Origin of the sequence: Streptomyces zinciresistens K42, from assembly GCF_000225525.1 — a bacterium.
GTDB classification, from domain to species: Bacteria; Actinomycetota; Actinomycetes; order Streptomycetales; family Streptomycetaceae; genus Streptomyces; species Streptomyces zinciresistens.
In genome coordinates this window covers 1-13,736 of record NZ_AGBF01000185.1, presented here as the reverse complement: position 1 = coordinate 13,736, position 13,736 = coordinate 1, and the positions used below count along the sequence as shown (strand labels likewise).

The window sequence follows — 13,736 nt, the reverse complement described above, 5'->3', positions numbered from 1 at the left end:
GACGGGGTCGCGCGCCGGTTCCGGACGGGCCGGTGCCTGCGCCTGCGCCGGGGCCGCCGGCCGGTCCGCCGCCCGGGGCTGCGGACGCGCCGGAGGCACGGCGAAGGCCCGGACGTCCACCGACTCGGTGACGTCGCCCGGGTCGTCCGCGCCGGGCTCCCCCTCCTCGGTGGAGCGCGCGCGCAGGTCCTTGGCGTACCGGCGCTCCATCCCCGCCCGTCCGGACAGCAACCGGATGGCTGTGCTGAAGCGTTCCGTCGGACGGGCCTCGTTCAGCTCGTCCTGCCTACGGAGCCACATCGGCACCAAGTAGGCGGCCCAGGCCCCGACGATGACTGCGTAGATGAGGCCGCTGCTGCTCACGCCTCACACGGTAGAGGGGTTTGCGCGAGGCCATCCGCCAATTGAGCCGGTGTGTCGCACGATCTGGCTGATATTTCGAACTTTTTTTGTGATCGATGCGATCAGCAGCCCGCCGCGGGCGCGAATTCCCTGCCAAGAGCCGGTCATCCGGCATCAATTTCGAACACATATTCAATTTCTGGGCTACGCGGGATTCCCTCGCGAGTTCTGCCGGGTGTCCTGCGGGGTGTCCTGCGTGTTCGGCGGGGCCGGCGGCGGGTTCTGCCGGGAGCGCGCCCGCTGCCGGCGGGCCAGCAACCCCTCGGGGACCTCTTCCGCGGTGAGCGCGAAGACGAGATGGTCGCGCCAGGCCCCGTCGATGTGGAGATAACGCGGCCGCAGCCCCTCCTCGCGGAATCCGAGTTTCTCCACGACCCGGCGGCTGGGCCGGTTCTCGGGGCGAATGCAGACCTCGACGCGGTGCAGGCCGACGGTCCGGAAACAGTGGTCCACGGCCAGGGCCACGGCCGTCGGCATCACGCCGCGGCCCGCCACCGCCTCGTCGACCCAGTAGCCGACGTGGCCCGAGCACATCGAGCCCCAGGTGATCCCGGCGACCGTCAACTGCCCGGCCAGCCGCCCCTGGTACTCGATGACGAACGGCAGCATCCGGCCCGCGTGCGCCTCGGAGCGCAGGTGCCGGACCATCTGGCGGTAGGTCGGCCGGTGGGTGATCGGCCCGCTCGGCGTGGGCGGCGGGATGGTGGCCTCCCACGGCCTCAGCCAGTCCCGGTTGCGCCGGTTGACCTCGCGCCAGACCCGCTGGTCGCGCATCTTCATCGGCCGCAGGACGATGTCGCCGTCCCGCAGCACGACCGGCCAGGAGGGGCTGTTCAGCTCGCACCCCCGTCGCTCGGTCCGGGATGGTCGCCGCCGCGGATCTGGTCGACGGCGTGCGTGAGCAGCGGCTCCAGGACGGCCAGTCCGTCCTTCACCCCGCCGCTGGAGCCCGGCAGGTTGACGATCAGCGTGCGCCCCGCCACTCCGGCCAGGCCCCGGGAGAGCGCCGCGGTGGGCACCTTGCGCACGCCGAAGGCCCGGACGGCCTCGGCGATGCCCGGCACCTCGCGGTCGATCACCGCGCGGGTCGCCTCGGGGGTGCGGTCGGTCGGGGAGATGCCGGTGCCGCCGGTGGTCACGACGACGTCGTAGCCGGTCTCTACGGCGGCGCGCAGCGCGGCCTCGACCGGGTCGCCGTCCGGGACGACCTGCGGCCCCTCGACGTCGAAGCCGAGGCTCCTGAGGCCCTCGGCGACCAGCGGCCCGCCCCTGTCCTCGTAGATCCCGGCGGCGGCCCGGTTGGAGGCGGTGACGACGAGCGCGCGATAGCTCATGCCCGGCTCCAGTCGCCCGACTTGCCGCCCGTCTTCTCCTCCACCCGCACGTCCGTGATGACCGCTCCCTTGTCGACCGCCTTCACCATGTCGATCACGGTGAGCGCGGCCACCGAGACCGCCGTCAGCGCCTCCATCTCGACGCCCGTACGGTCGGTGGTCCGGACCGTGGCCCGGATCTCCACGGCGTCGTCCGCGACCGACAGGTCCAGTTTCACACCGGTGACGGCGAGCGGGTGGCACAGCGGGATCAGCTCGGGGGTGCGCTTGGCCCCCAGGATGCCCGCGATGCGCGCGGTGGCCAGGGCGTCGCCCTTGGGAACGCCCTCGCCGCGCAGCAGCTCGACCACGCGCGGCGAGACGAGCACGCGTCCCGTCGCGCGGGCCGTGCGCGCGGTCACGTCCTTCCCGGAGACGTCGACCATCCGGGCGGCGCCCGCGTCGTCGAGGTGCGTGAGGTGGTCCTGCGTGGATGGGTCCTGCGTGCTCATGCTCGTGTGGCGCTCCCGGTCCGGGCCCGTCGCGGTGCGGCGCACGGGCCTGCTGTGCGCGACACGGTACCGCCAATCAGGGGCCCTCAGCCGAGCAGGACCACCTCGACCTCCGTGCCGGGCTCCACGCTCTCGGTGTCCTCGGGGACCACGATCAGCGCGTTCGCGTGGGCGAGGGCGGCGATCAGATGCGATCCGGCCCCGCCGACCGGGGCCACCTCGCCCCCGGCGAGGGTCCCGCGCAGGAACTGGCGGCGCCCCTTCGGGGACGTCAGCGCCTTGTCCGCGGTGAGGGTCGCGCGCTCACGCGGGCGGTGGACGTCCTCCAGGCCCATCAGGGTGCGGATCGCGGGCCGTACGAAGATCTCGAAGGAGACGTACGAGGACACCGGGTTGCCCGGGAGCGCGAGCAGCGGGGTGTGGTCGGGGCCGATGGAGCCGAAGCCCTGGGGCTTGCCGGGCTGCATGGCGAGCTTGCGGAACTCGATGCCGCTGCCGGCCTCGTCCTCGTCGCCGACGTGCGAGAGCGCCTCCTTGACGACGTCGTACGCGCCGACGCTGACGCCGCCGGTGGTGACCATGAGGTCGGCGCGCACGAGTTGGTCCTCGATGGTGGAGCGCAGGGTCTCGGCGTCGTCGGTGACGGCGCCCACGCGGTAGGCGATGGCGCCGGCGTCGCGGGCGGCGGCGGTGAGGGCGAAGCTGTTGGAGTCGTAGATCTGACCGGTGGCCAGCTGCTCGTCGGGCTGGACGAGTTCGCTGCCGGTGGACATGACGACCACGCGCGGGCGCGGGCGCACCCGTACCGAGCCGCGGCCGATCGCGGCGAGCAGGGCGATCTGCGAGGGGCCGAGGATCGTGCCCGCTTCGAGGGCGCGGTCGCCCGCCTTGACGTCGCTGCCCTTGGCGCGCACGTGCGCGCGTGCCTCGGCGGGCCGGTGGACGTGGACGGTGCCGCGGGCGCCCTCGGGGCCGAGGCTGCGGGCCCGCATCCCGGTGACCGGGCCCTCGCCGAGCCCGCCGTCGGTCCACTCCACCGGGACGACGCTCTCCGCGCCGGGCGGCAGCGGGGCGCCGGTCATGATGCGGGCGGCCTGGCCGGGCCCGACCTCGGGCAGGTCGGCCTGACCCGCCGCGACGTCCCCGACGACGTCCAGGACGGCCGGGAACTCCTCGCTCGCGCCCGCCACGTCCGCCACCCGGACCGCGTACCCGTCCATGGAGCTGTTGTCGAACGGCGGCAGGGAGAGCGGCACCGTCACGTCGTCGACCAGGACGCAGCCCTGGGCGTCGAGCAGCTGCAGTTCGATGGGTTCCAGCGGGCGGACGGTGGCGAGGATGTCCTCCAGGTGCTCGTCCACCGACCAGAGCTGGTCGTGACCGGCGGGGCGGGGCGCGGCGGTGCTCAAATCCCTACATCTCCTCGGCTACGAAACTGCGAAGCCAGGTCCGGAACTCCGGGCCCAGGTCCTCACGTTCGCACGCGAGTCTGACAATGGCACGCAGGTAGTCGCCGCGGTCGCCGGTGTCATAGCGCCGGCCCTTGAAGACGACGCCGTGCACCGGGCCGCCGACCTTCTCGTCCTGGGAGAGCTGCTGGAGGGCGTCGGTCAGCTGGATCTCGCCGCCGCGGCCGGGCTCGGTCTTGCGCAGTATGTCGAAGATGTGCGGGTCGAGGACGTAGCGGCCGATGATCGCGTAGTGGGACGGGGCGTCCGCGAGGGCCGGCTTCTCGACCAGGTCGTGGATCTTGACGACGTCGCCGTCCTCGGTGGGGTCCACGGCGGCGCAGCCGTAGAGGTGGATCTGCTCGGGCGCCACCTCCATGAGCGCGACGACGCTGCCGCCGCGCTGCTCCTGCACCTCGACCATCCGCTGGAGCAGGGGGTCGCGCGGGTCGATGAGGTCGTCGCCGAGGAGCACGGCGAAGGGCTCGTCGCCGACGTGGGGGGCGGCGCACAGCACGGCGTGGCCGAGGCCCCTGGGGTCGCCCTGGCGCACGTAGTGCATGGTGGCGAGGTCGCTGGACTCCTGGACCTTGGCGAGCCGCGCGGCGTCGCCCTTCTTCTGCAGGGCGGACTCGAGTTCGTAGTTGCGGTCGAAGTGGTCCTCCAGGGGGCGCTTGTTGCGGCCCGTCACCATGAGGACGTCGTCGAGGCCGGCCGAGACCGCCTCTTCGACCACGTACTGGATCGCCGGCTTGTCGACGACCGGCAGCATCTCCTTGGGAGTCGCCTTGGTGGCCGGCAGGAAGCGGGTGCCGAGACCCGCTGCGGGGATGACAGCCTTGCTGATCCGGGGGTGGGACTGAGTCATGCCCGCCACCCTATCCGGTGCCTTTGCAGGGAATCTGAGGCTCCGGCCAATTGACTCTCATATGAGCACATTAAGAACGGAACGGGAGCGACCCATGAGTCACGCCGGACACGCGGCCGAGCCTGACAAGCGAACGTTGCGGCGGGAGTTCCTCACGGTGAGGGGCAGGTTGACGGCGGATGACGTGCGGGCTTCGGCCGCCGCGCTGGCCGTCCGGGCGCTGGAGCTGCCCGAGCTGGCGCGGGCGCGCACGGTGGCGGCGTACGTCTCGGTCGGGAGTGAACCCGGCACGCTCGCGCTGCTGGACGCGCTGCGCGCGCGGGGCGTCCGCGTCCTGCTGCCCGCCCTGCTGCCGGACAACGACCTCGACTGGGGCGCCTACGCCGGAGAGGGCTCCCTGACCCGGGTCCGGCACGGCGGGCGGATGGCCCTCCTGGAGCCCGCCGGGGAGCGGCTGGGGCCGGATGCCGTGACGCGGGCGGACGTGGTGCTGCTGCCGGGCCTGGCGGCGGACGCGCGCGGGACGCGCCTGGGGCGCGGCGGCGGGTCCTACGACCGTGTCCTCGACCGCCTCGCCCGCGCGCGGGCGCACCCCGCGCTGGTGGTGCTGCTGTACGACTCCGAGGTCGTCGAGCGGCTTCCGCGCGAGCCGCACGACCGTCCGGTGCACGCGGTGGTCACCCCCTCGGGGGCGCACCGCCTGCGGGAGCCCTGAAACCGGGCGGCGCGGCCCCGTTCCGGGCGGTCGCGCCGAAGCGGGGGCGCCCGGCTCCCCCGTTCCGGGCGGTCGTGCCGAAGCGGGGGGCGCCCGGCTCCCCCGTTCCGGGCGGTCGTGCCGAAGGGCCCTCCACGCGCGTGGAGGGCCCTTCGGTGCGCTGCGCCGGTCAGCGCGTCACGGCTTGAGCACCAGGGTGTCGTTCGTGCTCGCGTCGACAGCCTTCTTGGAGAAGGACCAGTCGAGCAGTTCGCCCTTGGCCCACTTGTCGGTCTGGTCGGTGTAGTTGGCGTTGTAGGCGTGCCCCGAGGCGCCGGTGAGGTTGATCCACTTCGACTTGTCGAGGTCGCCGAGGTTGACCACCATGCGCATCGACGGCACCCAGACCACGCCGTAGCCTCCGGCGGCGTTCCAGCCGCTGGCGTTGACCGTGGCCTCACCGCCGCTGAGCTTCCAGGGGCCGCGGTTGAGCATGTACTGCAGGAAGCCCGGTCCGGCGGTGCCGAGGGTCTGGTTCTTCAGGAACAGGCGGTGCAGCCGGCCCCAGCTCCAGGTGTCGAGGTCCTTGCCGAGCTTGGCGGTCAGCTCCCAGCGGGCGTCGACCATGGCGCGCTTGAACAGGTCGTCGCGGTTGCGGTCCGCGCCGTCCCGGGCGCCCGAGTCCGGCGTGCTCCACCAGTCGCTCTTCTCGTCCGCCATCAGCTTGCGCACGATCTCGAACCAGCGGTCGCCGCCGTCCGGCTGGGCCTGGTCGGGCTCGCGCTCACCGCACTCGCGGACCTTGTTCGCGCCCTCGTCCACCGGACCGGTGCCCGCGGTCTTGTCCACCCACAGGCACTGGCCCTCGACCCGCAGCTCCTTGGGCAGCTTGTTGCCGAAGGCGAGCTTGAGGATGTTGCGCCAGACCGAGTTGAAGTAGGCCGCAGCGGCCGAGTCGGCGTCCTGGGTGTAGTCCCAGCCCTCCAGCAGGTCCTGCGCCTCGCGGATGTCCGGGTCCGCGATGTCGATCTTCAGCAGTTTGGGCACCAGCAGCTTGGCGATCTCGCTGCTGTTGTCGAGCTGCATCTGGCGCATGTCCTCGGTGGAGATCTTGCCCCCGCCGTCGATCTTCGACTGGATCAGGTCGTTGATGCGCTGGCTGCGGGCGCCGTAGCCCCAGTCCGTGGTGAGCGTGAAGGGGTATCTCTTCTTGTCGATCACGGCCTGGTTGGCGGTGACGATGTACCCGCGTTCGGGGTTGTACTCGTACGGCAGCGCGTCCTGGTCGATGTACCCGGTCCAGCGGGACTCCGCCTGCCAGCCGGGGGCGGGCACCGAGCCGTCGTAGTTCTTGGGGCGGGTGGGGATCCTGCCGGGCAGGGTGTAGCCGATGTTGTTCTTGTTGTCGGCGTAGATCAGGTTCTGCGAGGGGACGTCGAACAGGGTCGCCGCGGAGCGGAAGTCGCTCCAGTTGGCCGCCCGGTCCATGGCGAAGACGGCGTCCATGCTGGTGCCCGGCGTGAGCGCGGTCCAGCGCAGCGCGATGCCGTAGCCGTCGCCGCGGTCGGGCGCGGCGGTGTCGACGCCGGCCTTTCTGCCGACCTTCACCAGCTCGTTGCTGCGGTCGGACAGCAGGGGCCCGTTGTTGGTCTCGCGTACGACGATCTTCTTCGATGGCCCGCCGGCGACCTTGATGGTCTCCTCGCGCCGGGTGAAGGGCACCGTCTTGCCCTCGTAGAGGTAGCCGTCGCCGGACAGCTTCTGCAGGTAGAGGTCGGTGACGTCGACACCGGAGTTGGTCATGCCCCAGGCGATGTTCTGGTTGTGGCCGATGACCACGCCCGGCATGCCCGCGAAGGTGTAGCCGCTGACGTCGAAGCCGCACGAGTTGGAGACCGAGCGGCAGTGCAGGCCCATCTGGTACCAGACGGAGGGCAGCGAGGCCGACAGGTGGGGGTCGTTGGCCAGCAGCGGCTTGCCGGTGATGGTGTTCTTCCCGCCGACCACCCAGGAGTTGGAGCCGATGCCGTTGCCGTTCACGCCGACGGCGGCGGGCAGGTTGTCCAGGATCTTCTGGAGGCCGCCGAGCTGGCTCTGCATGCCGGCCGTGCCCGAGGAGGTGCCCGTACCGGTGCCGGTGCCGGTCTCCGCGCCCGTACCGGTCCCAGTGCCCACGCCGGTCCCCGTGCCCGTACCGGTCCCTGTGCCCGTCGTGCCTCCCGCGGGCGAGCCGGTGCCGGAGGTGGTCTCCTGCGGCCCGTACGTTCCGGTGGCCGCGTCGTAGCCGCCCGACTGGACGATCGTCTTGTTCCGGTCGGCGGGGTACTGCGGGTACAGGTCGGCGATCTGCTTCGGGCCGAGGCGGCTGGTCATCAGGGCGCGGTCGACCTCGTCCTGCATGTTGCCGCGCAGGTCCCAGGCCATCGCCTTCAGCCAGGCGACCGAGTCGACCGGCGACCACTTCTGCGGCTTGTAGTCGTTGGTGAAGCCCAGGGCGGCGTACTCCACGGAGATGTCCTTGCCGTCCTTGCCCTCCAGGTAGGCGTTGACGCCCTTCGCGTACGCCTGCAGGTACTTCTTGGTGGAGGCGGACAGCGTCTTGTCGTACTCCCGCTGCGCGACCCGGTTCCAGCCCAGGGTGCGCAGGAACTCGTCGTTGGCGACCTGGCTCTTGCCGAACATCTCCGAGAGGCGGCCGGAGGTCATGTGCCGGCGCACGTCCATCTCGTAGAACCGGTCCTGCGCCTGGACGAAGCCCTGCGCCATGAACAGGTCCGTCTCGGAGGACGCGTAGATCTGCGGGATGCCGTACTTGTCGCGCTTCACGTCGACCGGGCCGGACAGCCCGTCGAGCGTGATGGATCCCTTGGTCTGCGGGAAGGAGGCGCGGACGGTGCTGATGGACCAGTAGGCACCGCCGGTGACGCCCGCGATGACGGCCAGCACCAGCACGAGGACGAACAGGCGGGCTCGACGCCCCTTCTTCCTGCCGGACTTGCCGGGCTTGTGACCCGTGGAGGCGGTGGTGTTGGGGGGCATCGCTGTCCTTGCTGTCCTAACGCGAGCGGCAGACGGTCCTGGAGTGCTGGGAGCAACCATAGGCGCAGGGTCCGGGCGGGCTTGACGCGGAGTAGGGAACCGGCGCGGACGGACGTTCGATCACACCCCGGAGAGCGTCAAGAAATCGTCAAGAGTTAGGTAAGGTAACGAAGTAGTTGGGTGCGGAGGACCGCCACTTCGTGTCCCATGTACGGGAGCCCGCGCGCGTGTGCGTGGGCCAGCGAAGGGAACGGCCGCTGACTGTCGACGACCTCAACCAGCTCCTGCTCATCTGCTCGCTCGTGCTGCTCAGTGCCGTCGCGGCGGTCCGCATCTCCTCGCGCAGCGGGCTCCCCAGCCTGCTCGTGTACCTGGGCATCGGCGTGCTCATGGGCCAGGACGGCATCGGCATCCGCTTCAGCGACGCCGAGCTGACCCAGGTCATCGGATACGCCGCCCTGGTCGTGATCCTGGCCGAGGGCGGACTCGGCACCAAGTGGAAGGAGATCAAGCCGGCCCTGCCGGCCGCCTCCGCGCTCGCGCTGGTGGGCGTCACCGTCAGCGTCGGGGTCACGGCGGCGGCCGCGCGCTATGTGATCGGCCTGGACTGGCAGCAGGCGCTCATCATCGGGGCCGTGGTCTCCTCGACCGACGCCGCCGCCGTGTTCTCGGTGCTGCGCCGCATCCCGCTGCCCTCCCGGATCACCGGCACCCTGGAGGCCGAGTCCGGGTTCAACGACGCCCCCGTGGTCATCCTGGTCGTCGCCTTCTCCCAGCGTGGTCCCATCGAGCACTGGTACGTGCTGCTGGGCGAGATAGCGCTGGAGCTCGCGATCGGCGCGGCCGTCGGGCTCGCGGTGGGCTGGCTGGGCTCGTGGGGCATGCGGCACGTGGCGCTGCCCGCCTCCGGCCTCTACCCGATCGCCGTCATGGCCATCGCCGTCACCGCCTACGCGGCCGGCGCCATGGCGAACGGCAGCGGGTTCCTCGCGGTGTACCTCGCCTCCATGGTGCTGGGCAACGCCAGGCTGCCGCACTGGCCGGCCACCCGCGGCTTCGCCGAGGGGCTCGGCTGGATCGCCCAGATCGGCATGTTCGTCCTGCTCGGCCTGCTGGTCACCCCGCACGAGCTGGGCGACGACGTCGTGCCCGCGCTGCTCATCGGGCTGGCGCTGACCATGGTGGCCCGCCCGCTGAGCGTGGTGGTGTGCCTCACGCCCTTCCGGGTGCCCTGGCGCGAACAGGCCCTGATGTCGTGGGCCGGGCTGCGCGGCGCCGTGCCCATCATCCTGGCGACCATCCCCGTGGTCAGCGGTGTCGAGGACAGCCGCCGCGTCTTCAACATCGTCTTCGTGCTCGTCGTCTTCTACACCCTGATCCAGGGCCCGACCCTGCCCTGGCTCGGACGCAAGCTCGATCTGCGCCAGGGTCCGGAGGCCACCGACCTCGGCATCGAGTCCGCGCCCCTGGAGCGGCTGCGCGGCCACCTGCTGTCCTTCGGCATCCCCGACGGATCGAAGATGCACGGCGTCGAGATCAACGAGCTGCGGCTGCCGGCCGGGGCCGCCGTCACCCTCGTCGTCCGCGACGGGAAGTCGTTCGTCCCGCTGCCGGCCACCGTGCTGCGGCGCGGGGACGAACTGCTCGTGGTCGCCACCGACCCGGTGCGCGACGCGGCCGAGCGCCGGCTGCGCGCCGTCGGGGCGGGCGGCAAGCTCGCCGGATGGCTGGGGACGAACGGCAGCCCGTGACCCGCGCCTCCTGCGGGCGACGTCCGCAGGAGGCGGTGACATCACAGGTGAAGCGCCTGGCCGCGCCGACGTTCACAGGATCATCAGGCGCTTCCCCTGTACTATGCAGGCGTTACCCAGATCGAACCACCTCTGCCTGACGCAGAGCTGGCGCGACCGCATGGCGGCCGGGCACGCCCCTCCTCACCGGGCGCCGGTATCTACCGCAGTTCCGCGCAAGAGGACAGCTCTCGGCGCCGCCCCCCACCCACCGGGGCCGCGCTACCAGGCGGCAGAAAGGCACGGGCCGTGGCGTCCACGGTCACCACCGAGCCGTCGAAGGACTCCCCGTCCGCCTCCCGCCCCGGATACGGACGACTCCTGCGCACCCGCGGCGCCTGGACGTTCCTGGTCCCCGGCTTCGCGGCACGTCAGCCGTTCGCCATGCTGACGATCTCCATCGTGCTGCTGGTGCAGAACACCACCGGCTCCTACGGTGCCGCGGGCGCCGTCGCGGCCGTCACCGGCGTCTCCATGGCGCTGTTCGCCCCCTACGGCGGCCGCCTCGCCGACCGCTACGGGCAGCGCGCCGTCCTCGTCCCCGGCGTGCTCGTGCACACCGCCTCCGGTCTCACCCTGACCGCGCTCGCCCTGTCCGGCGCCCCTCTGTGGGCGCTGTTCGCGGCGGCCGTGCCGACCGGCGCCTCGGTGCCCCAGGTCGGGCCCATGGTGCGGGCCCGCTGGGGCGTGAAGCTCCAGGGCTCGCCCCTGATGACGACGGCCGCGGCCTTCGAGTCGGTCACGGACGAGCTGACCTTCGTCGTCGGCCCGCTGCTGGCAACCGCCCTGTGCACCGCCGTCGACCCGGCGGCCGGCCTGATCACCGAGGCCGCGCTCACCCTGGTCGGCGGTCTGCTGTTCGCCGCGCAGAAGAGCACCCAGCCCGTGGTCGGCGCCGCCGGGCACACGCGCGTGCGGCACGCCTCGGCGCTGCGCGTGCCCGGGGTGCGCGTGCTGGTCGTGACCTTCCTCGGGATCGGTTCGGTCTTCGGCGGCATGCAGGTCTCACTGGCCGCGTTCACCGAGTCGATCGGCGAGCCCGGCCTGAACGGCGTCCTGTACGGCACCTTCGCCGCGGGCAACATGATCTCCGGCATCGCGTGCGGCGCCATCGCCTGGAAGGCGGCCCCGCAGCGCCGTCTGGTGATCGGCTACGCCGCCCTCGCGCTCACCGCGTCCGGGCTGTGGGCCGCGCAGTCGGTGCCGCTCCTGGCCGGTCTCGGACTGCTGGTCGGCATGAGTATCGCGCCCGCGCTGATCACCGGCTACACCCTGGTCGAGGGCCTGGTCCCGGCCGGCGCCCGCACCGAGGCGTTCACCTGGCTGACCGGCGCGGTCGCCCTCGGCCAGGCGGCCGCCGTCACCGTCGCGGGACAGCTGGAGGACCGCCTGTGGAGCGGCGCCGGGTTCCTGGTGCCGACGGGCGGCACGGTGCTGGCCCTGGTGACCCTGCTGGCCCTGCGCGGCCGGCTCGCCGCACGGCCCGGCGGACGGACGGTGGCACGTGGCGTGGGTCACCGCGTCCCGATGGCAGTGGACTGAGCGGCCGGAATACGTCACTATGGACCGTCGTTAGCACTCATCGAGTGAGAGTGCCAGGAGGAAGACAGTGCCGACGTACCAGTACCAGTGCACCGAGTGCGGCGAGGGCCTTGAGGCGGTGCAGAAGTTCACCGACGACGCCCTGACCGTGTGCCCCAACTGCCAGGGGCGCCTCAAGAAGGTGTTCTCCGCGGTCGGCATCGTCTTCAAGGGCTCCGGCTTCTACCGCAACGACAGCCGCGGCTCCTCGTCGAGCAGCGCCCCGGCGTCCTCCAAGCCGTCGTCCTCGTCGGACACGTCGTCGGCGTCCTCGCCGGCCTCTTCTTCCTCCTCGTCGTCGTCCTCCTCGGACTCGAAGGCGTCGAGCGCCGGTTCCTCCTCCGGCTCCTCCAGCACCTCCGCCGCGTAGCCGCACAGGGCGCCCGCGCGGCTCGGAAGGTCCACGTGAAGGACCCCGCCACCGTTCCCTCGGCGGCGGGGTCCTCCGCGTCGTCCGGCGGGACCCCCGGCCCTCGGGGGCGCCGGTTAGGGTGCGGGCATGGTGAACAAGGCGAACGCCGAACTCGGCGTGATCGGCGGCTCCGGCTTCTACTCCTTCCTCGACGACGTGACCGAGATACAGGTCGACACCCCGTACGGGGCGCCCAGCGACTCCCTGTTCCTCGGCGAGATCGCCGGCCGGCGGGTCGCCTTCCTGCCCCGGCACGGCCGCGGCCACCATCTGCCGCCGCACCGGATCAACTACCGGGCCAACCTGTGGGCGCTGCGCTCGGTCGGCGTGCGCCAGGTCCTCGGCCCCTGCGCGGTGGGCGGGCTGCGCCCCGAGTACGGCCCGGGGACGCTGCTCGTCCCCGACCAGCTGGTCGACCGCACCAAGTCCCGGGTGGGCACCTACTTCGACGGACTGCCGCTGCCCGGCGGGACCGTCCCGAACGTCGTGCACGTGTCGCTGGCCGACCCCTACTGCCCCACCGGGCGCGCGGCGGCGCTCAAGGCGGCGCGCGGGCGGGACTGGGAGCCGGTGGACGGCGGCACGCTGGTCGTGGTGGAGGGGCCCCGCTTCTCGACCCGCGCCGAATCGCTGTGGCACCGGGCACAGGGCTGGTCCGTGGTGGGCATGACCGGCCACCCCGAGGCGGCGCTCGCCCGTGAACTGGAGCTCTGCTACACGTCGATGACGCTGGTCACGGACCTCGACGCGGGCGCCGAGACCGGCGAGGGCGTCTCGCACGACGAGGTGCTGCGGGTCTTCGCGGCCAACGTGGACCGGCTGCGCGGGGTGCTGTTCGACACGGTGGCCGCCCTGCCCGCGGACGGGGACCGCGACTGCCCGTGCGCGGGCGCGCTGGGCGGGATGGAACCGGGGTTCGCGCTGCCGTAGGACGGCGGGAGCATGGCGGGCTCGGAGCGCGCGCCGGGTTGGGGGCTCGGGGTGGCCCCGGTGGGCGGAGCGGCACGCCGGGCGGATCTCGGAGCGGAACTCCTCGTTCGGGTGGCCGAGTTTTCCACAACCGGTGAGCTGTTCACAGGCTCCGGCGGACCGCGGCGCGATGCCGCATCGTGGCTGGTGCGGTGACCGGGAGGGGTCACCGGCTCGCGACGCCCGGCAGGGCCCCTCGCCGCGTGGTCGCCTCACCCGGGTACGTCCCGTACGCGGACGAGGCTCCGCCGTGCGAGGCACCGCACCGGACGCCGCGAGCCTCCGACACCCCCTCCCGGCCACAGCACTGGTGCCGCGGCGGGCAACGTTCGCCCCGCCGCGACGCCCGGCACGCTCCCCGTTCCGTCGTCCTCGCTGGTGGTGCTCCTCATGTCCCTCGCTCCCCCGCCCCCTTCCTCGCCCTCCTCCGCTTGCTCCTCCCCCTCGTTCCCCGCCTCCCCCTCGTTCTCCTCCCTCTCCCCTTCGTCCGGGGCCGGCCCGTTCCCGCTTCCTCCGGGCGCCGACACCCCGGCCGGCTGCGAGGTGCCGCACTTCGCCCCGGTGCGGGTGCGCGGCGGGCGGCACCTGCTGACCCGGCTCGTACGGCACCGGCGGCGGGCCGTGGCGGCCGGACTCGCGGTGACGGCGGCGGCGCTGGTGGCGGCGGGGCCCCGGCAGGCCGACGCCGCGCGCGGCCGGACCGCGGCC

General features: G+C 72.3%; 11 protein-coding genes and 2 pseudogenes. 6 read left to right on the top strand and 7 right to left on the bottom strand.

All coding sequences use genetic code 11. From position 1 onward, the window contains the following. From SZN_RS30145 to galU, 6 genes and pseudogenes are all read right to left on the bottom strand, one after another. Window positions 1–363: pseudogene (locus SZN_RS30145) on the bottom strand (hypothetical protein); the annotation flags it as partial. 183 nt (window positions 364–546) lie between these two features. Next, window positions 547–1,215: a GNAT family N-acetyltransferase gene (locus SZN_RS30140; RefSeq protein WP_007502417.1), complete on the bottom strand. Its 669-nt coding sequence runs from the start codon at window positions 1,213–1,215 to the stop codon at window positions 547–549. 20 nt (window positions 1,216–1,235) lie between these two features. Then, complete coding sequence (locus SZN_RS30135) at window positions 1,236–1,736, bottom strand: MogA/MoaB family molybdenum cofactor biosynthesis protein (RefSeq protein ID WP_007502416.1); 501 nt, start codon at window positions 1,734–1,736, stop codon at window positions 1,236–1,238. Further along, window positions 1,733–2,227 carry a cyclic pyranopterin monophosphate synthase MoaC gene (gene moaC, locus SZN_RS30130; protein ID WP_043733960.1) on the bottom strand — a complete coding sequence of 165 codons (495 nt, stop codon included), beginning with the start codon at window positions 2,225–2,227 and terminating at the stop codon, window positions 1,733–1,735. Before moaC ends, SZN_RS30135 begins: the two co-directional genes overlap by 4 nt. Before the next feature lie 86 nt (window positions 2,228–2,313). Next, window positions 2,314–3,636, bottom strand: a complete 1,323-nt coding sequence (glp, locus tag SZN_RS30125) for a molybdotransferase-like divisome protein Glp (protein ID WP_007502414.1) — start codon at window positions 3,634–3,636, stop codon at window positions 2,314–2,316. Window positions 3,637–3,640: 4 nt separating this feature from the next. Continuing rightward, window positions 3,641–4,543, bottom strand: a complete 903-nt coding sequence (gene galU / locus SZN_RS30120; RefSeq protein WP_007502413.1) for a UTP--glucose-1-phosphate uridylyltransferase GalU — start codon at window positions 4,541–4,543, stop codon at window positions 3,641–3,643. 94 nt (window positions 4,544–4,637) lie between these two features. Here galU and SZN_RS30115 point away from each other — a divergent pair, with 94 nt between their 5' ends. Further along, the gene (locus SZN_RS30115) at window positions 4,638–5,258 is read left to right on the top strand and encodes a 5-formyltetrahydrofolate cyclo-ligase (protein WP_078509018.1); all 621 of its coding nucleotides are present in this window, start codon (window positions 4,638–4,640) and stop codon (window positions 5,256–5,258) included. A 177-nt stretch (window positions 5,259–5,435) separates the two neighbouring features. On the opposite strand, the gene SZN_RS30110 is transcribed toward SZN_RS30115, so the two are convergent. Further along, window positions 5,436–8,276: a penicillin acylase family protein gene (locus SZN_RS30110; RefSeq protein WP_007502409.1), complete on the bottom strand. Its 2,841-nt coding sequence runs from the start codon at window positions 8,274–8,276 to the stop codon at window positions 5,436–5,438. Between the two features lie 227 nt (window positions 8,277–8,503). On the opposite strand from SZN_RS30110, the gene SZN_RS30105 reads away from it, so the two are divergent. The 5 genes and pseudogenes from SZN_RS30105 to SZN_RS40640 form a co-directional block, all read left to right on the top strand. Further along, the gene (locus tag SZN_RS30105) at window positions 8,504–10,027 is read left to right on the top strand and encodes a potassium/proton antiporter (RefSeq protein ID WP_043733958.1); all 1,524 of its coding nucleotides are present in this window, start codon (window positions 8,504–8,506) and stop codon (window positions 10,025–10,027) included. A 288-nt stretch (window positions 10,028–10,315) separates the two neighbouring features. Continuing rightward, window positions 10,316–11,608, top strand: coding sequence for an MFS transporter (locus SZN_RS30100; RefSeq protein ID WP_007502404.1), 1,293 nt, complete (start codon window positions 10,316–10,318; stop codon window positions 11,606–11,608). Window positions 11,609–11,675: 67 nt separating this feature from the next. After that, complete coding sequence (locus SZN_RS39245) at window positions 11,676–12,017, top strand: FmdB family zinc ribbon protein (protein ID WP_007502403.1); 342 nt, start codon at window positions 11,676–11,678, stop codon at window positions 12,015–12,017. Between the two features lie 129 nt (window positions 12,018–12,146). Next, on the top strand, window positions 12,147–12,989 hold the full coding sequence (locus tag SZN_RS30085; RefSeq protein ID WP_007502401.1) for an S-methyl-5'-thioadenosine phosphorylase: 843 nt from the start codon (window positions 12,147–12,149) through the stop codon (window positions 12,987–12,989). A gap of 429 nt (window positions 12,990–13,418) precedes the next feature. Further along, a pseudogene (locus tag SZN_RS40640) lies at window positions 13,419–13,736 on the top strand (hypothetical protein); the annotation flags it as partial.